We start from the raw sequence: 17,324 nt of genomic DNA, 5'->3' as shown, positions 1-17,324 counted from the left end.
GGTACTTCCACACACCCGCCGGTTAGGGTTCTCGTATGAAGCTCGAGCTCCGCGGAATCACGAAAAGATTCGGCAGCCTCGTCGCCAACGATCACATCGACCTCGTGGTCGAGCCGGGGGAGATCCACGCTCTTCTCGGTGAGAACGGCGCCGGCAAATCCACTCTCATGAACGTCCTCTACGGCCTCTATCGCGCCGATGAGGGACAGATCCTCCTGGACGACGCCGTCCAGAATTTCCGGGGTCCCGGCGACGCGATGGCGGCCGGCATCGGCATGGTGCACCAGCACTTCATGCTCATCCCCGTGTTCACCGTCGCTGAGAACGTCATGCTCGGTCACGAGAAGACGACAGGCCTCGGCAAGCTCGACCTCGCGCAGGCGCGCGCGCACGTGCGCGCTGTCGCCGACCGATTCGGCTTCCAGATCGACCCCGACGCCCTCGTGGGCGATCTCCCCGTCGGCGTCCAGCAGCGGGTCGAGATCATCAAGGCGCTCTCCCGCGACGCGAAGGTCCTCGTCTTTGACGAGCCGACCGCGGTCCTGACCCCGCAGGAGACGGATGAACTCATGGGGATCATGCGTCAGCTGCGCGACGAGGGAACCTCGATCGTCTTCATCACCCACAAGCTTCGTGAGGTCCGCGAGGTCGCCGACCGCATCACCGTGGTACGCCTCGGCAAGATCGTCGGCACCGCGTCGCCGACGGCGACCAACGCGGAGCTCGCCTCCCTCATGGTGGGTCGTGCCGTCGAGTTGACCGTCCAGAAGGAGCCGGCGAAGCCGAGCTCCGGTGGCCTCGAGGTGCGTGACCTGCGCGTCCTCACCCCCGGCGGTGCCATCGTCGTCGACGAGGTGTCGTTCGATGTGCGCCCCGGCGAGATCCTCGCCGTCGCTGGTGTGCAGGGCAACGGCCAGACCGAGCTCGTCGAGGCGATCGTCGGCCTCGCCGCCCGCACCGAGGGCTCCATCAGCCTCGACGGCACCGAGCTCGTGGGCAAGAGCGTCCGAAGCATCCTGGATGCCGGTGTCGGCTTCGTCCCCGAGGATCGCAAGGAGGACGGGCTCGTCGGCGGCTTCTCGGTCGCCGAGAACCTCATCCTCGACCGCACCGCCGATCCTGCGTTCTCGCGCGGGGGCACTATCCGCCGCGCCGAACTCGACGCGTTCGCGCGTGCACGGATCGAGGAGTACGACATCCGCACGAGGGGTCCCGAAACCCCCGCCGGCACGCTGTCCGGCGGAAACCAGCAGAAGGTCGTCATCGCCCGCGAGATGAGCCGCGACCTGAAACTCTTCGTCGCCGCTCAGCCGACCCGCGGCGTCGACGTCGGATCCATCGAGTTCATCCACAAGCGCATCGTTGAGACGCGCGACGCAGGCATCCCCGTCATCGTCGTGTCGACGGAGCTCGACGAGGTCACCGCTCTCGCCGACCGCATCGCTGTCATGTACCGCGGGCGCGTCGTGGGCATCGTGCCCGGTGACACCCCCCGCGAAACCCTCGGCCTCATGATGGCCGGCGCAACCGACCCGGAGGTGGCTGCATGAGCGGCACGACGCCCGGCGCCGCCGACGCGGCGCATCCCGCTGCGCAGCTTCCCAGCGCGAGCGGTCCGCTGACGGGGGAGAAGGAGCCGAAGCAGCCCACTCGCACCGACGTGTTCTTCCGCGAACTGATGCGCGGCAGCGCCGTCACGACGATTCTCGCCTTCGTTTTGGCCATGGTCGTTGGCGGCGTACTCATCGCGGCGACGAACGAGGACGTGCAGCGCACGAGCGGCTACTTCTTCGCGCGTCCCACCGACACGCTCGTCGCCGCGTGGAACGCCATCTACACCGGTTACGAAGCGCTCTTCCGCGGCGCCGTGTTCAACCCGCGCGTCGCCGACTTCTCCGCGCAGATCCGCCCGCTGACCAACACGCTCGGATTCGCCGCGCCGCTGATCGCCGCCGGTCTCGGCGTCGCGCTGGCGTTCCGAGTCGGCCTGTTCAACATCGGTGCGCGAGGTCAGATGCTGGTCGGCGCCCTGTTCGCAGGCTTCTTCGCGTTCAACCTCGACCTGCCGCTGCTCGTGCACCTGCCCCTCACGCTGCTCGCCGGCATCCTGGGCGGAGCGATCTGGGGCGGTCTCGTCGGCCTGCTGAAGGCGCGCACCGGTGCGCACGAGGTGATCCTCACGATCATGCTCAACTACGTCGCGTACTACTTGCTGCTGTGGATGCTGCGCACCCCGGGTCTCCTGCAGGCCGAGGGCAGCAACCAGCCGCAGTCACAGCCGACGCCCGCGACCGCGCAGTTCCCGGACCTTCTCGGCCCGACGTTCCCGCAGCTGGATTGGGGCTTCGTCGTCGTGGTGCTGGCCACCGTCTTCGTCTGGTGGCTCATCGAGCGCTCCAGCCTCGGTCTCCGGATGCGCGCCGTCGGTGAGAACCCGCACGCCGCGCGCGCGGGCGGCATCAACGTCGAACGCATCTACATCTACGCGATGGTCTTCGCCGGTGGTCTCGCCGGACTCGCCGCCATGAACCAGATCCAGGGCAACGTCACGACCGGCTTCGCTGCGACCATCGATGCCGGCATCGGCTTCGATGCGATCACGGTGGCCCTCCTCGGGCGCAGCCGCGCGTGGGGGACCTTCGCCGCGGGCATCTTGTTCGGCGCGCTCAAGGCAGGGTCGTTCTCGATGCAGGCGCAGGGAATCCCGGTCGACATCGTGCTCGTGGTCCAGTCGCTCGTCGTGCTGTTCATCGCGGCGCCGCCTCTGCTCCGCGCTGTGTTCTTCCTTCCCCAGACCGAGAACGAGAAGGCGGAGAAGGCGCGAGCCAAGGCCGCGAAGAAGGCGGTGGCGGCATGAGCGCTCCGGCTCCCGCAGTCGAATCCGACGGCGCCATTCAGCTGACCGTCGTTAAGGCGCGTCACATCAAGGTGCCGATCGTCTTCGCCGTCGTCGTCGTCCTAATGGCGCTGCTGTTCGTCCTCGTCCCTCGAGGCGTCGTCACGACCTTCCGCCTCGGCGACGCGACCTCGTCGATCGCCGTCCCGAACGTCGAGGTGCCGACCGGCCCGACGAGCTGGGCGATGGTCGTCGTCCTCGTCATCCTGACGGCGCTCGCCGCATGGAACGCGTGGAACTACCGTCGGACGCCCCTATGGCTGACCACGGTCTTCGCCGTCGTGGCCGTCGTCGCCTTCATCGTGTGGGCCGCCGCCGGGGGGACCTTCCCCGTGACGAGCCTGCTCTTCGGAGCGGTGTCGCTGTCCGTCCCGCTGGTGTTCGGGGCGCTCGGCGGTGTGATCGGTGAACGTGTCGGCGTCGTCAACGTCGCCATCGAGGGCCAGCTGCTGCTCGGTGCATTCTCGGCGGCGCTCCTGTCGAGCATCACGGGCAGCCCGTTAGTCGGCCTGATCGGGGCGATGATCGGCGGTGTCCTGGTGTCATTCGTCCTCGCGGCGTTCGCGATCAAGTACCCCGTCGACCAGGTGATCGTCGGCGTCGTCCTGAACGTCCTCGTGACCGGTCTGACCGGCTTCCTCTACGGAGCATTGCTGGTTCCCAACGAGGACACCTTGAACCGTCCCGAGCGATTCGGCCGCATCGAGATCCCGCTCCTGAGCGAGATCCCGATCATCGGTCCGGTGCTGTTCAACCAGACCTTCATCGTGTACCTCATGTACGTCACGGTCGCCGTCGTCTCGTGGAGCCTCTACCGCACGCGGTGGGGCTTGCGTCTGCGCGCTGTCGGTGAGCACCCTCAGGCCGCGGACACCGTGGGCATCAAGGTCAACACGACGCGATTCTGGAACGTCTCGCTCGCCGGTGCGATCGCCGGCATCGGCGGCGCGTACTTCACGCTCGTCTCGGTCCCGCAGTTCGGCAAGGAGATGACCGCCGGGCTCGGCTTCATCGCTCTCGCGGCCGTCATCTTCGGCCGGTGGGACCCGATCCGTGCGACGCTCGCCGCGCTCCTGTTCGGCTTCGCGACGAACCTGCAGAACCAGCTCACCGTGCTGGACACCCCCATCCCCAGCGAGTTCATGCTGATGCTGCCGTACGTCGTGACGATCCTCGCGGTCGCCGGTTTCGCCGGTCAGATCCGCGGACCCGCGGCCGCAGGTAAGCCCTACATCAAGGGCTGACCGGGATGCCGCGACCCGCGGCATCCGCTCAACTACAGAGGAAGAAGTCGTGACCGACATCGATTGGGACGAGCTGCGTTCGGCAGCCGTCGAGGCCATGGAGAAGGCGTACGCGCCGTACTCCCGTTACCGCGTGGGCGCTGCGGCGCTCGTGAGCGACGGACGGATCGTGACCGGCTGCAACGTCGAGAACGCGTCGTACGGCGTCGGCCTGTGCGCCGAGTGCGGCCTGGTCGGGAACCTGCACATGACCGGCGGCGGCGAGCTCGTGGCGTTCGTCTGCGTCAACAACGACGGCGAGACGATCATGCCGTGCGGACGGTGCCGGCAGCTGCTCAACGAGTTCGCGATCCCCGGGATGCTGCTCGAGACCGTGTCGGGGATCCGCACGATCGACGAGGTCCTGCCCGACGCCTTCGGTCCGCGCGATCTGGAGGCCGCGCGATGAGCGGGGTCGAGGCGTTCGACGCCGTCGACGTCATCCGCATCAAGCGCGACGGGGGAGCGGTCCCCGAGGACGCCCTGCGCTGGATGATCGACGCGTACACGCGCGAATACGTCGCGGACTCGCAGATGGCGGCCTTCGCCATGGCGGTGCTGCTGAACGGCATGAGCCGCGACGAGATCCGCGTGATGACTGACGCGATGATCGCCTCCGGTGAGCGGATGAGCTTCGCCGGTCTCGGCAAGCCGACCGTCGACAAGCACTCCACGGGCGGTGTCGGCGACAAGATCACCCTGCCGCTCGCGCCCCTCGTTGCCGCGTTCGGTGTCGCGGTGCCGCAGCTCTCGGGCCGCGGCCTGGGCCACACCGGGGGCACGCTCGACAAGCTCGAGGCCATCCCCGGGTGGCGCGCAGCCCTCAGCAACGACGAGATGGTGGCGCAGATGCGCGACGTCGGCGCCGTCATCTGCGCTGCGGGGTCGGGCCTCGCCCCGGCCGACAAGCGGCTCTACGCGCTCCGCGACGTCACGGGCACGGTCGAGGCGATCCCGCTCATCGCCTCGAGCATCATGTCGAAGAAGATCGCCGAGGGCACCGACTCGCTCGTCCTGGACGTGAAGTTCGGCTCCGGCGCGTTCATGCAGGACGTCGACAAGGCGCGCGAGCTCGCCCGCACGATGGTCGCGCTCGGCACCGACTCGGGTGTCGCCACGACGGCTCTCCTGACCGACATGAACACGCCGCTCGGCCTCGCCATCGGCAACGCGAACGAGGTCCGCGAATCGGTCGAGGTGCTCGCCGGCGGAGGCCCCGCCGACATCGTCGAACTCACCGTGGCCCTCGCCCGCGAGATGCTCGCCCTCGCCGGTCAGCCCGATGCCGACGTCGAGGCTGCCCTGAAGGACGGCCGCGCCATGGATTCCTGGCGCCGCATGATCCAGGCGCAGGACGGTGACCCGGATGCCGCGCTCCCGACTGCGCGCGAGACGCACACCGTCACCGCGACCGAGTCCGGCGTGATCACGCGCCTCGAGGCCCTGCCGTTCGGGATCGCCGCGTGGCGCCTGGGCGCGGGCCGGGCACGTGCGCAGGACCCCGTCATCCACGCCGCCGGCATCGACCTGCACGTGAAGCCGGGCGACACCGTGACGGCCGGACAGCCGCTGTTCACCCTGCTGGCCGACGATGAGAACCGCTTCGCGCGGGCCACCGAGGCGCTCGAGGGCGCCTGGGAGATCGGTGCCGAGGCACCGGCATCCACTCCGCTCGTCCTCGAGCGCATCACCGCCTGACCCCCTCACGACAGGACTGCACCCATGGCCATCGACCAGCACGGCGACGCGAAGCTCGAGGGCGTCTCGATCCGCTCGCTCCCCAAGGTCTCGCTGCACGACCACCTCGACGGTGCGCTGCGCCCGCAGACGATCATCGAGATCGCCGACGAGGTCGGCGTCGAGGTCCCCGAGGCGGCCGCCGATGACCTCGCCGACTGGTTCGAAGACCAGTCCGACAGCGGCTCGCTCGTCGAGTACCTGAAGACCTTCGACCTCACGATCGCCGTGATGCAGACCCGCGACGGCCTGCGCCGCGTCGCGAAGGAGTTCGTCGAGGATCTCGCCGCCGACGGCGTGATCTACGGCGAGGTCCGCTGGGCGCCCGAGCAGCACCTGCAGGGCGGTCTGAGCCTCGACGAGGTCGTGGAGGCCGTGCAGGAGGGCATCGAGGAGGGTGAGGACGCCGTCGAGGCGTCGGGCCGCGACATCCGTGTCGGCCAGCTCATCAGCGCGATGCGCCACACCGACCGGTCGCTCGAGATCGCCGAGCTCGCCGTCCGCCACCGCGGGCGTGGCGCGGTCGGGTTCGACATCGCCGGTCCCGAGGCCGGGTTCCCGCCGTCGAACCTGCGCCCGGCGTTCGACTACCTGGCATCCGCCTTCTTCCCGGCCACGGTCCACGCGGGTGAGGCAGCAGGCCTGGACTCGATCCGCTCGGCCCTCATCGACGGCCGCGCCCTGCGCCTCGGGCACGGCGTGCGCATCGCCGAGGACCTCGACGTCGTCGAGCAGAAGGGCGAGGAGGTGCAGGTGCGCTTCGGCGACCTCGCCCGCTGGGTGCGCGACCGCGAGATCCCGCTGGAGCTCTCGCCGTCGTCGAACCTGCAGACCGGTGCGATCGCCGCGTGGGGGACGCAGCTCGAGGACCACCCCTTCGACCTGCTCTACCAGCTCGGCTTCGCTGTCACGGTGAACGTCGACAACCGCACGATGAGCCGCACGTCGCTCACGCGCGAACTCTCGCTGCTCGCCGACGCGTTCGAGTACACGCTCGAGGACCTTGAGGCGTTCCAGCTGAACGCGGCCGCGGCCGCCTTCCTCACGATCGAGGAGCGCGAGGAGCTCATCGAGCTCATCGGCGAGGGCTTCTCGGCCTGACGGCTCTCGAAGTCCCGCGGCGCGCGCGGCTCACCGGCACTATCCGCGGAGATCTCCGGGTCCTGGCCCGCAATTCGGTCCGGAGCGGGGACACACCCTCCGATTCTCCGCGGTCAGTGCCGGGCGAGGGCACAACTGATCGACGTTCGGACGCGATCACGGTGGTACTGGATGTCCTCCGCGAGGGGGCGCACCGTGGCGTAGCCGAGCGCGGCGGCCGCGAGGTCCCGTCTGCGGTCGCGCTTCTGCGCCTCCCACCCCTCGTGGTGGGCGCGGCTGTCGCATTCGATGATCAGCCATCCCTCCACGACGAAGTCGACCCGCCCGACGGTCGGGACCCTGACCTGCGTCTCGAATCGGCAACCCAGCGAGCGGAGGATCAGTCGCATCAGGGTCTCCGGTCCGGACTCTGCCGATGGGTCCATGAGGGATCTGAGGCTGCGATGCCTCTGGGGTAGCCAGCGGAAGGCCTCCGCGATGGCGGTCTCGTCGATGAGACCCAGGTGCCAGGCGCTGTCGAGGGTCGCGACGGCGGCTCGAGGTTCCTGGCACCGGACGGCAGCCACGACCGCGCTGACGATGTCGACGGCCGTCGCGCTTGTCGGCAGCGATGCGGGCCGCCAGTGTCGGACGACGTCGGGCTCAGCCGGCGCGAGGCTGCTGCGGTGCGGCGTCACCTGGACGTGCAATCGCGTATCCGAGAGGACGTACACGCCGAGCGTCCGCAGCAGCGATACGCAGTCCAAGCGGTCACCCGATCGAGCAGCGCGAATCAGGTCGGGATGCGCGTCCCCCGGGAGGTAACGGTCCCGACGCACGCGCACGAGTCGCCCGGCGGCCACCGCGTCGTCGATATCGCGTCGTCGCATCCCGGCGTCGCGGAGCTCCCGCCGAGAAAGGGCGTGGGCGGGGAGTGTGTGAGCAGACATGCGCCCCAGGGTGGCGGTTCCGGCGGAGACGCTTACCGCGGCGGGTCCGACCTGGGGAGCAACGCCTCGATCCCGCGTCCGGGGAGGAGCCGGCGTCGACCCTGTGCGCGGAGTTCTGGGCTCGTACCGGGGTACCTGCGCCCCGCGCGGTATCGGCCGTGTTGCGCTATCCGAGGAGTCTTGTCGCCGGGCGGCCGCTCAGGTCCGCGATCGGCGGGGCCGAAGGAGATTTCTCCGCGGTTGGAGCGCGCGGAACGCCGGAGTGAGGCGGCAGTCGGAAGTGAAGACGAAAGCTTTTTCCGCGGCTGTGGCCGGAGGTCCGGTGAGGGCCGGTTCCGCGGCTGTCGCCGGGCGTGCGGCTACCCGGCCGGAGTGGGACCTCGGCGGCGCTCAGAGGCGGGGGAGGAGCTCCGCGACGGATGCCGTGATCTCGGCCGTCATGTCGGCGTCGTCGATCGCGGGGGTGCCGTCACCGGCCTGGGGGCCGTAGTCCCCGAAGGAGGCGTGCGCGGCTCCCGCGATCTCCACGAACGCGGCGTCGGCGGGCAGCATCCCGCGGGCGTCCTGGATCTTCTCGGGCGTCGACAGGCCGTCCTCCGCGCCCGAGATGCTCAGCACCGGCAGACCGGAATCCGACAGGTCGTTCGCGCAGTAGGAGCCGAAGAGGACGAGCCCGCCGGCATCCGGTGCGAGCTGGCACGCGCGCACGCCGCCCAGGGAGTGGCCACCCACGAGCCAGGCCTCGACACCCGGTGCGGCGGACGTGAAGTCCGACAGCGGCCGCGGGTCGAAGAACGCGAGGTTCAGCCAGGGACGGGTGATGACGACCGTCATCCCGTCTTCGGCGACGAGACCCGACAGCTTCGCCTCGTAGGCCTCGGCCTGGACCTTGGCTCCCGGGATGAAGACGAGGCCGACCGTGCTCTCGCCGGACGCGGGCGACATCACGACGTTCCCGCCGGTGTCGGCGACGACGATCCGGTCGTCCTCGCGGACCGAGGCGAGCGGGCCGGCCTCGGCATCCATCACCCCGACCTGGCTCCAGACCACGATGCCCACGACGCCGGCGACGAGCAGCCCCGCCAGCGACAGCGCGACGATCGTGATGACGCGCCGTGCGCGCGACCGGGGCCGCTTCGCCGCGCTCACGCGCGGTAGACGCCGAGCTCGGTCTGCCGCTGCGCGACCTGCTCGTGCACGCGCGCGAAGAGCGGATGCTCCGCGTCGAGGCCCGTGACGGAGGTGGTGAAGGCCGCGGCATCCTCGGTCCGGATGCGCTCCTGCAACTCGACCGCTTGCGGATCCGCGGCGTCCTCGAAGCGCAGAGCGGCGGCGATCGCGGCGACGAGACCGTCCACCGGGAGTCCGCGCTCGGCGGCAGCAGCTGCCGGTCCGATGAAACGTTCGTGGCGCGAGAGCTTGCGCAGCGGCTGCCGGCCGACGCGCTGGACGGTGTCGGGGAGCGCCTCGTTCGAGAACCGATCGAGAATGGTCGCCCGGTAGTCGGCCAGTTCGCCGGCATCGAGGCCGTGGGCGGCCGACAGGAAGGCGGACGTCTCCTCGAGGGCCCGCTCGACCTTTGTGCGGATGCCGGGGTCGGCGAGGGCGTCCGAGATGCGCGTGATCCCGGCGACGTACCCGAAGTAGGCGGTCGCAGCGTGGCCGGTGTTGACCGTGAAGAGCTTGCGCTCGATGTAGGGAGCGAGGTCGTCGACGAAGTGCGCGCCGGGGATGTTCGGCAGGTCGTCGCCGAAGGGACCGCGCTCGATCGCCCACTCGAAGAACGGCTCGACGGTGACGTCGACGCCGGCGCCCTCGGGCTGGCCCGGGACGATGCGGTCGACCGCGGTGTTCGCGAAGACCGCGTGGGCCTGGAGGTCGCCCCAGGCATCGCCGGCGAGCTTCTCGATCTCGGCGCGGAGGGTGTCGGTCGCGCCGATCGCGTTCTCGCACGCCATGACCTGGAGGGGCTTCGCGTCCGCCGCGCGACGGGCGAGCCCCTCAAGGATGTGCGGCGCGACGAAGGGCAGGATGTTGGGCCCGACCGCCGTCGTCACGACGTCCGCCGTCGCGATCTCGTCGGCGACCGCGTCGGGGTCGGCCCGGCTGTCGAGGGCGCGGAAACCGGTGACCGTCTTCTCGCCGCCGCCCGGTCCGACCTCGTGGACGGTGTAGGCGGATGCCGCGTTGATCGTCTCGACGAGGGTGGGCGCGACGTCGGAGAAGACGAGGTCGTACCCGCCCTCGTGAAGCAGCAGGCCGACGAAGCCGCGACCGATGTTGCCGGCGCCGAAGTGGACGGCTTTCATGCGTTGTTCACCGTCGCGAGCAGCTGGTACAGCTCCTCGGGGGTCTGCGCGGCCTTCAGCTTCGCGACCTCGTCGTCCTCGGAGAACAGCAGCGCGATCTGCGACAGGATCTCGAGGTGCTCGTCGCCCTTGCCGGCGATGCCGACGACGAACGTGACGTGCTCGCCGCCCCAGTCGACGCCGCCGTCGTAGCGGACGAAGGACAGCGCGGAGTCGAGGATCGCGTCCTTCGTCTCGTTCGTTCCGTGGGGGATGGCGAGTTCGTTGCCCATGTAGGTCGAGACCGCGACCTCGCGCTGCTGCATGGCGTCGAAGTAGGCGCCGGTGACGGCGCCGGCGGCCTCGAGGATGTCGGCCGCCTCCTTCATCGCCTGCTCCTGGCTGACGGAGCCGGAGTGGATGCGGATCTGACCGAGGGTGAGGACGTCGCGAGCCATGACTTTCTCCTTCTGGGGACTGTGTGTGGGAAAAAAGCGCTGCGGGGCCGGGACCATTGTCTCCGACCCCGCAGCGGACCGCATCAGGCGTCGCCGCGCTGGCGGCGCACCATCTCCACGACCTCGTCGTACTTCGGCGAGTTCATGAAGTTGTCGACCGAGACGTGCACGGAGCCGGGGGTGACCCCGCGGGCACGATCGGTCAACTGCGCCTGGGTGATGACCAAGTCGGCGGACGGGTCGAGGTTGGCGATCGCCTTGTTGGTGACCGTGACGCCCTCGACGCCCGCCTTCTTGAACTTGTTGCGCAGGACGCTCGCACCCATCGCGGACGACCCCATGCCGGCGTCGCACGCGAACACGATGTTCGAGATCTCGCGGTCGGCGACGGCCGTGCCGGCCGGAGCGGATGCCGCAGCCGCCGCCGTGCCGGAGCCGCGGAGCGCGTCCATCGCGGACGACGACTTCCCCTTGTTCGCCTCGGTCTGCGCGATCGCGGCGCCGAACGTGTCGCCCTCGGCGGCGAGGTCCCGCTTGCGGGAGGCCCGCAGGATGACCGCGGTGATGAGGAACGTCACGACGGCCGCGACGATCACCGAGAGGTACACGACGAGCAGGTTCGGCACACCCGCGCCGACTGCGGCCGCGGTGACCGCGATGATGCTGCCGGGAGCGGCCGGGAACTGGAGTCCGCCGTTGAAGAGCATGTTGACGGTCACGCCGCTCGCACCACCCGCGATGAGGGCGAGGATCGTCGCCGGCTTGCTCAGGGCGTACGGGAAGTAGATCTCGTGGATGCCACCGAGGAACTGGATGATCGCCGCACCGGGGGCGGACGCCTTGGCCTGACCGACACCGAAGAAGGTGAAGGCCATCAGCAGGCCCAGGCCGGGGCCGGGGTTCGCCTCGATGAGGAACAGGATCGACTTGCCGGTGTCCTCTACCTGCTGCAGGGCCAGCGGGGTGAACACGCCGTGGTTGATGGCGTTGTTGAGGAAGAGCACCTTCGCGGGTTCGACGAAGATCGACAGCAGCGGGAGCAGGCTGAGCGAGACGAGCCAGTCGACGATGCCGCCGAGGAACGCGCTGACGCCGAGCATGATCGGGCCGAACGCGAAGAACCCGATGATCGCGAGGATCATGCCGAGGATGCCGGCGGAGAAGTTGTTGACGAGCATCTCGAAGCCGGGCTTGATCTTGCCGTCCCACAGCTTGTCCATCTGCTTGGTGATCCAGGCCGCCAGCGGACCCATGATCATCGCGCCGAGGAACATCGGGATGTCGGTGCCGACGATGACTCCCATGACGGCGATCGTCGCCACGACGCCACCGCGGGCGTCGTAGACCATGCGACCCGCCGTGTTCGCGATGAGCAGCGGCAGGAGGTACGTCACCATCGCGCCGACCAGGCCGATGTACCCGGTGTAGGTCCCGGCGTCGCCTTCGGTGAGCGCGGTGCGGGCACCCTGCCACCCGATCTGGGCCACATCTCCGCCGCCGCCGAGGATCTCGGCGACGGGGAACCAGTGCCAGCCGAACGGGCTGCGGGCGCCGAAGAAGCCGTCGGGGATGAAGAGCATGGTGATGAAACCCCATGCGATGAACGCTGCGATGTTCGGCATGATCATGCCGGACAGGAACGTCCCGAATCGCTGCACGCCGACGCGTGCGCGGCTCGGTGCGCGGGTGGCTGTTGTCGCCGTTGACATGTGCTGGTTCTCCTTTGGTGTGCCGCGGGTCATGCGGCGGTGTGCTGTGCTGCGGCTTCCTGGGCCGCGGCTCGGGCGGATGCCGCATCGGATGCGGCGAGGGCTGCTTCGGCGATGCGCTTCGCGTCGTCGAGGCTGTGGTGCAAGAGGGTGGCGCGCACGTCTGCGAGCGCCGTCGGTGCCATGGAGAGCGTCGTCGCGCCGAGGCCGACGAGGACGACCGCGAGCAGCGGGTCGGCGGCGGCCTCGCCGCAGATGCCGACCGGCTTGCCGTGGGCACGGCCGCCGTCGCCGGTGAGCTTCACCAGCTGCAGGACGGCGGGATGCCACGGGTCTTGGAACGAGGCGACCGAACCGAGCAGGCGGTCGGCCGCGAGCGTGTACTGGGTGAGGTCGTTGGTGCCGATCGAGGCGAAGTCGGCGTGGGCGAGCACCCGGTCGGCGAGGAGGGCCGACGACGGGACCTCGACCATGACACCGGCCGTCTTGATTCCGTACTCCTTCGCGAGAGTGACGAAGTACTCCGTCTCCTCGACGGTCGACACCATGGGGGCCATGACCCACAGGTCGGCGTCGGTGGCGGCATCCGCGTTCGCAAGGGCGGTCAGCTGCTCGCGCAGGATGTCCTCGCTGGCGCGGAGTGCGCGGAGGCCGCGGAGACCGAGGGCCGGGTTCTCCTCGTGCGCGTCGTTGAGGAAGGCGAGCGGCTTGTCGGCGCCGGCATCCAGGGCGCGGACGACGACCTTCTTGCCGGGGAACGCCTGCAGCAGCTCGGTGTACGCCGTCGTCTGCTCCTCGACGGTGGGAGCCTGCGACGAGCTGAGGAAGAGGAACTCGGTGCGGAAGAGCCCGACACCCTCTGCGCCCAGCTCGACGGCCTTGGCGGCGTCGGCGGGCTTGCCGAGGTTCGCGAGCAGCGGCACCGTCGTGCCGTCCGCCAGTGCGCCGGGCGTGATCGGCGCGTCCGCGGCGGCGGCGCGGTCGGCCTCGCGGCGCTCGGCCTGCGCGATCTCGTCGTCCGTGGGCTGGGTCGTGACGATGCCGGCGGCGGCGTCCACGATGACCGTCTCGCCCTCGGTCAGACCCGAGGCGCTGTGCACGCCGACGACGGCGACGATCGACTTCTCGCGCGCGAGGATCGCCGTGTGCGAGGTCGGGCCGCCTTCGGTCGTGACGAGGGCGAGCACCTTGTCGAGGTCCAGCAGGGCGGTGTCGGCCGGGGCGAGGTCCTTCGCGACGAGGACGAACGGATGCCCGGGGTCGGGCACGCCCGGTGCCGGCACCCCGCGCAGGTGGGCGATGACCCGCTGCGCGACGTCGTCGAGGTCCGCGGCGCGCTCGCCGAGGTATCCGCCCATGGCGGCGAGGGAGTCACGGAACGAGGCGAAGGCGTCAAAGACGGCGAACTCGCCGGTCGCACCGGCGGCGAGACGGGTGGCGACCTCGTCCTCGAGGGCGGGGTCCTCGGCCATCATGGCCTGCGCCTCGAGCACCTCCTGCGCGGCTCCGCCGGCGGTGGCGCCGCGCTGCTCGAGCTCGCGGGCGACCGCCTCGATCGCCGCGGCGACGCGGGCCTTCTCCTCCTCGGCGCTGAGCGTGCTCTTCTCATCCTTCGGCGCGGGCAGCGGCTCGGCCATCCGTGCGACGGGGCCGTGGCTCACGCCCAGGCCGATTCCTACTCCTCGAAGCTCAGTCATGTGTCCCTCAGGCGTCGTGGTCGGTGGTCAGAAGTTCGGTCAGGGTGTCGAGGACGTCCTCCGCGCCCGGCCCGTCCGCGGTGAGCGTGACGTAATCGCCGCTCTCCGCGCCGAGCGAGATGACGCTCAGGATGCTCGCCGCGTTGACCGCGCCGCCGGCCCCCTTCGAGATGGTGACCGGGATGCCGGCATCCTTCGCCGCCTGCGCGAAGAGCTTCGCGGGGCGGGCGTGCAGGCCGTGGGAGGAACCGATCCTCACCGTCCGGCTGGCCGGTGCGCTCATCGCGGGGTCCTTTCGATGCGGTCGGCGGCGGTCGCGGTGGTGACGAGGGTGAGCGTGCGGGTTCCGTCACGATCGTCGAAGACGTCCTCCGGGAGCAGAACGACACGCGCCTGTCGGGTGGCGGCATCCCGCTCGATGTCGGGGAGGGCGGAGGCAAGATGCGGACCCACGAGCACCACGTCGCCGGCATCCGTCCCCGTGGCGACCATGCCGGGGACACCCGCGTGGACGAGCAGTTCCCTGCCTTCGCGCTGTGCGGCCTGCCGCAGACGCTGGGCGACGAACGTGCTCGACGCGCCGGCGCCGCAGACGACGAGGATCTTCATCGATCCGCCTCCTTGTCTCCCCGCAATTCTCATCCGACTCCCAGGAAGCGACAACCAGGCCTTCTTCCGCGGGGGAGGAAACCCCGGTGGTCCGGCGGATGGTTGACTGGACCCGTGAGTCGGACGAGGCAGGATCGCGTCATGGCGCTCCTGGCGAGGGATGCCGGGTGGCGTACGGCCGGCGAGCTCGCCGACCTCGTCGGGGTGACGCCCCGCAGCATCCGTTCGTACGTGGCCGCCCTCAACGCGCGGGTGCCCGGCGGCGACGCCGTCGAGTCAGGTCCGTCCGGCTACCGCGCGGGTGCCGGAGCGGCGGGGGCGCTGCAGCCGGCATCCGAGGAGACTCCTCGCGACCGGTTGCACCGGCTCGTCCGCGACATCCTCGATGCGCCGGACGGCATCGACGTGTACGCCGCGGCGCAGCGCTTCCATGTGAGCGACGCCACCCTCGAAGCCGATCTCGGACGCGTGCGCGCGCTGCTGAGCGGCACGCAGCTGACCCTCGAGCGCTCCGCTGAGCGCGTGCGGTTGGTGGGGACGGAGATGGCCCAGCGGCGCCTGCTCAGCCGACTGGCGCACGACGAGATGGAGCAGGGCGCCTTCGACCTGCGCGCCCTGCGGCGCGCCCTCGGCGAGAGCACCGCCGAGACGTCGGCGCTCGGGGCGTTCAAGGACGACCTGGTCGCGGGCCTCGGCGACCTGGGATACCTCGTCAACGAGTTCGGCATCGGCGACGTCATGATGCACATCGCGATCGCCGCCGACCGGGTGGGGCGCGGACGCGGACTCGACGGCCCTCCGGTCGACGACGCGCCCGCGCGTGCGCGGATCGCCGACCTGCTCGATCGCCTCGCCGTCGCGCACCTCGGCGTCCGCCTGGGCGACGGTGACCGCGACCACCTCGCCGCGCTCGTGCAGACCCGCGTCGTGGCGCCGGGCGCGGCCGAACCCGACACCGTCATCCGGGGCCGGCTCGATGCGGACGTCGAGACCGCCGTGCGCGGGATCGTCGCGCAGGCGGCATCCGAGTTCCTCGTCGACATCGATCACGACGACTTCATCCTGCGCCTCGCCCTCCACGTCCAGAACCTGCGTCAGCGCGCGCAGGACCAGGCCTGGTCGCGCAACGCGCTCACCCGTTCGCTCAAGTCCAGCTACCCGATGATCTTCGAGGTCGCCGTCTTCATCGCCGAGCAGCTGCGCGACGTCGTCGGCGCACCTCTGTACGAGGACGAGATCGCCTACATCGCGATGCACGTCGGCGGCCGGCTCGAGCGGTCCCGCCAGTCGGCTCGTCTGCTGACGGCGACGCTCGTGTGCCCGGGGTACTACGAGATGCACGAGCTGCTGCGAGCGAGCATCGACCGCGCGCTCGGTCGCGAGATCGAGGTCGTCGCCGTCGAGACGCGCGTCGACCCCGACTGGGCGGGGCTCGACACGGATCTCGTCCTCACGACGATCGATCCGCCCGCGCCGTCCGACCGCATCGTCCGGGTGCAGCCCTTCCTCACCGAACCCGACGTCGAGCGCGTCCAGGGCGCGGCGGCCCGCGCCCGCCGCGCGCGACGCTTGGCGGGCCTGCGCGCGGAGCTCGAGCGGTACTTCTCCGCCGAGGCCTTCGTGCCCCGCCTGCCCGCCGATGCGGACGAGGAGACCGTGATCCGCGGGCTCGGCGGACTGCTGGCGGCCCAGGGCGTCATCACCGAGGACTACGTCACCCGCACGCTCGAGCGGGAGCGCATCTCCTCGACGGCTTTCACCGATGCGCTCGCCGTCCCGCACGCCATCGGGATGACCGCGACCCGCACCGCGATCGCCGTGGGCCTGGCCGACCCGTCGATCCGTTGGGGCGACGGACGGGTGCAGGTCGTGACGATGGTCGCGTTCTCGGAGTCCGACCGCGAGGCCTTCCAGACGGTGTTCGAGCAGCTCGTCGAGGTGTTCAGCGAACGCGACAGCGTGCAGCGGATCCTGCGCCGCGGCACGACGTTCGCCGCGTTCCTCGACGAGCTCGTCGCCGTCGTCGACGGCTGATCAGCGCGCCAGGCGCGCCTCGAGCCCCATCTTCACCCCGGGCCACTCGTGGGGGAGGATCGAGTACACGACGGTATCGCGCAGCGTGCCGTCGGGGCTGATGCGGTGGTTGCGCAGGACGCCGTCTCGGCGCGCGCCGAGCCGTTCGATCGCGGCCTGCGACTGCCGGTTGTGCCACGACGTGCGGAACTCCACCGCGATCGCCTCGCACGCCTCGAACGCGTGCCCGAGCAGCAGCAGCTTCGCGGTCGTGTTGACGTCTGTCCGCTGCACGCTCGGCGACAACCACGTGTAGCCGATCTCGACCCGCCGGTTGACCTGGTCTATGCCGCAGAAGGTCGTCATCCCGCTCGGGGTGCCGTCGACGAGGACCGCGAACGGGTTCATCCGCCCGGCCGCGTGCTCGGCACGACGCCAGCTGATCTCATCGGGGACGGATGCCGGGATGGCGGTGTACCAGGCGTACTCGAGGCCCTCGCGGGCCGCCGCGAGGTCGTCGGCGTGCGCGGCATCGAGCGGGACCAGTTGCACGCGACCGCGGCTCAGGACGACCGGCTCCGTGAGCGGAGTCGCCGTCACGTCT

General features: G+C 70.1%; 16 protein-coding genes. 7 read left to right on the top strand and 9 right to left on the bottom strand.

Annotated elements, in window-relative coordinates:
• The first annotated feature begins 35 nt into the window (after positions 1-35).
• From ACPEH0_RS09815 to ACPEH0_RS09790, 6 genes are read left to right on the top strand one after another with little or no spacing between them, the layout of a single operon-like run.
• The gene (locus ACPEH0_RS09815; RefSeq protein WP_366214049.1) at positions 36-1,550 is read left to right on the top strand and encodes an ABC transporter ATP-binding protein; all 1,515 of its coding nucleotides are present in this window, start codon (positions 36-38) and stop codon (positions 1,548-1,550) included.
• Complete coding sequence (locus ACPEH0_RS09810) at positions 1,547-2,857, top strand: ABC transporter permease (protein ID WP_217531057.1); 1,311 nt, start codon at positions 1,547-1,549, stop codon at positions 2,855-2,857. The genes ACPEH0_RS09815 and ACPEH0_RS09810 overlap by 4 nt, the downstream gene beginning before the upstream one ends.
• Entirely contained in the window at positions 2,854-4,140 is a 1,287-nt protein-coding gene (locus ACPEH0_RS09805; RefSeq protein ID WP_366214050.1) for an ABC transporter permease, read from the top strand. Before ACPEH0_RS09810 ends, ACPEH0_RS09805 begins: the two co-directional genes overlap by 4 nt.
• A gap of 22 nt (positions 4,141-4,162) precedes the next feature.
• Complete coding sequence (locus ACPEH0_RS09800; protein WP_308210407.1) at positions 4,163-4,588, top strand: cytidine deaminase; 426 nt, start codon at positions 4,163-4,165, stop codon at positions 4,586-4,588.
• Positions 4,585-5,877: a thymidine phosphorylase gene (locus tag ACPEH0_RS09795; protein ID WP_366214051.1), complete on the top strand. Its 1,293-nt coding sequence runs from the start codon at positions 4,585-4,587 to the stop codon at positions 5,875-5,877. The genes ACPEH0_RS09800 and ACPEH0_RS09795 overlap by 4 nt, the downstream gene beginning before the upstream one ends.
• A 24-nt stretch (positions 5,878-5,901) precedes the next feature.
• Positions 5,902-7,017, top strand: a complete 1,116-nt coding sequence (locus ACPEH0_RS09790; protein ID WP_064001357.1) for an adenosine deaminase — start codon at positions 5,902-5,904, stop codon at positions 7,015-7,017.
• Positions 7,018-7,130: 113 nt separating this feature from the next.
• Here ACPEH0_RS09790 and ACPEH0_RS09785 read toward each other — a convergent pair whose 3' ends face one another.
• The 8 genes from ACPEH0_RS09785 to ACPEH0_RS09750 all read right to left on the bottom strand — a co-directional run bounded on the left by ACPEH0_RS09785 (position 7,131) and on the right by ACPEH0_RS09750 (position 14,707).
• A complete protein-coding gene (locus ACPEH0_RS09785) occupies positions 7,131-7,946 on the bottom strand; it encodes an endonuclease domain-containing protein (RefSeq protein ID WP_366214052.1) in 816 nt (271 codons plus the stop codon).
• Positions 7,947-8,336: 390 nt separating this feature from the next.
• On the bottom strand, positions 8,337-9,095 hold the full coding sequence (locus ACPEH0_RS09780; RefSeq protein WP_366214053.1) for an alpha/beta hydrolase: 759 nt from the start codon (positions 9,093-9,095) through the stop codon (positions 8,337-8,339).
• A complete protein-coding gene (locus ACPEH0_RS09775) occupies positions 9,092-10,255 on the bottom strand; it encodes a mannitol-1-phosphate 5-dehydrogenase (protein WP_366214054.1) in 1,164 nt (387 codons plus the stop codon). Before ACPEH0_RS09775 ends, ACPEH0_RS09780 begins: the two co-directional genes overlap by 4 nt.
• Positions 10,252-10,692 (bottom strand): PTS sugar transporter subunit IIA, encoded by a 441-nt coding sequence (locus ACPEH0_RS09770; protein ID WP_311284330.1) that lies wholly within the window; start codon positions 10,690-10,692, stop codon positions 10,252-10,254. The genes ACPEH0_RS09775 and ACPEH0_RS09770 overlap by 4 nt, the downstream gene beginning before the upstream one ends.
• Before the next feature lie 83 nt (positions 10,693-10,775).
• The gene (locus ACPEH0_RS09765) at positions 10,776-12,401 is read right to left on the bottom strand and encodes a PTS mannitol transporter subunit IICB (protein WP_253035481.1); all 1,626 of its coding nucleotides are present in this window, start codon (positions 12,399-12,401) and stop codon (positions 10,776-10,778) included.
• Positions 12,402-12,430: 29 nt separating this feature from the next.
• On the bottom strand, positions 12,431-14,098 hold the full coding sequence (gene ptsP, locus ACPEH0_RS09760) for a phosphoenolpyruvate--protein phosphotransferase (RefSeq protein WP_359918139.1): 1,668 nt from the start codon (positions 14,096-14,098) through the stop codon (positions 12,431-12,433).
• 7 nt (positions 14,099-14,105) lie between these two features.
• A complete protein-coding gene (locus tag ACPEH0_RS09755) occupies positions 14,106-14,381 on the bottom strand; it encodes an HPr family phosphocarrier protein (protein WP_064001364.1) in 276 nt (91 codons plus the stop codon).
• A complete protein-coding gene (locus tag ACPEH0_RS09750; RefSeq protein WP_366214055.1) occupies positions 14,378-14,707 on the bottom strand; it encodes a PTS sugar transporter subunit IIB in 330 nt (109 codons plus the stop codon). Before ACPEH0_RS09750 ends, ACPEH0_RS09755 begins: the two co-directional genes overlap by 4 nt.
• Before the next feature lie 141 nt (positions 14,708-14,848).
• Here ACPEH0_RS09750 and ACPEH0_RS09745 point away from each other — a divergent pair, with 141 nt between their 5' ends.
• A complete protein-coding gene (locus tag ACPEH0_RS09745; RefSeq protein ID WP_217531221.1) occupies positions 14,849-16,741 on the top strand; it encodes a BglG family transcription antiterminator in 1,893 nt (630 codons plus the stop codon).
• Here the strand turns inward: ACPEH0_RS09745 and ACPEH0_RS09740 are convergent, their stop codons facing one another.
• Entirely contained in the window at positions 16,742-17,320 is a 579-nt protein-coding gene (locus ACPEH0_RS09740; protein WP_366214056.1) for a GNAT family N-acetyltransferase, read from the bottom strand. It abuts the gene before it with no gap.
• Positions 17,321-17,324 lie beyond the last annotated feature (4 nt).

Source organism: Microbacterium sp. NPDC079356 (genome assembly GCF_049545465.1).
Taxonomy (GTDB): Bacteria; Actinomycetota; Actinomycetes; order Actinomycetales; family Microbacteriaceae; genus Microbacterium; species Microbacterium gawkjiense.
Note: the sequence above shows the minus strand (reverse complement) of the source record. Positions and strands in the feature narration are given on the sequence as shown.

Excerpts from the sequence above, each read along its gene's own strand:
- ACPEH0_RS09815 (WP_366214049.1), top strand. The coding sequence starts at position 36 with ATGAAGCTCGAGCTCCGCGGAATCACGAAAAGATTCGGCAGCCTCGTC.
- ACPEH0_RS09765 (WP_253035481.1), bottom strand. The coding sequence starts at position 12,401 with ATGTCAACGGCGACAACAGCCACCCGCGCACCGAGCCGCGCACGCGTC.
- ACPEH0_RS09750 (WP_366214055.1), bottom strand. The coding sequence starts at position 14,707 with ATGAAGATCCTCGTCGTCTGCGGCGCCGGCGCGTCGAGCACGTTCGTC.
- ptsP (WP_359918139.1), bottom strand. The coding sequence starts at position 14,098 with ATGACTGAGCTTCGAGGAGTAGGAATCGGCCTGGGCGTGAGCCACGGC.
- ACPEH0_RS09790 (WP_064001357.1), top strand. The coding sequence starts at position 5,902 with ATGGCCATCGACCAGCACGGCGACGCGAAGCTCGAGGGCGTCTCGATC.
- ACPEH0_RS09775 (WP_366214054.1), bottom strand. The coding sequence starts at position 10,255 with ATGAAAGCCGTCCACTTCGGCGCCGGCAACATCGGTCGCGGCTTCGTC.
- ACPEH0_RS09745 (WP_217531221.1), top strand. The coding sequence starts at position 14,849 with ATGGCGCTCCTGGCGAGGGATGCCGGGTGGCGTACGGCCGGCGAGCTC.
- ACPEH0_RS09785 (WP_366214052.1), bottom strand. The coding sequence starts at position 7,946 with ATGTCTGCTCACACACTCCCCGCCCACGCCCTTTCTCGGCGGGAGCTC.
- ACPEH0_RS09755 (WP_064001364.1), bottom strand. The coding sequence starts at position 14,381 with ATGAGCGCACCGGCCAGCCGGACGGTGAGGATCGGTTCCTCCCACGGC.
- ACPEH0_RS09770 (WP_311284330.1), bottom strand. The coding sequence starts at position 10,692 with ATGGCTCGCGACGTCCTCACCCTCGGTCAGATCCGCATCCACTCCGGC.
- ACPEH0_RS09795 (WP_366214051.1), top strand. The coding sequence starts at position 4,585 with ATGAGCGGGGTCGAGGCGTTCGACGCCGTCGACGTCATCCGCATCAAG.
- ACPEH0_RS09805 (WP_366214050.1), top strand. The coding sequence starts at position 2,854 with ATGAGCGCTCCGGCTCCCGCAGTCGAATCCGACGGCGCCATTCAGCTG.
- ACPEH0_RS09810 (WP_217531057.1), top strand. The coding sequence starts at position 1,547 with ATGAGCGGCACGACGCCCGGCGCCGCCGACGCGGCGCATCCCGCTGCG.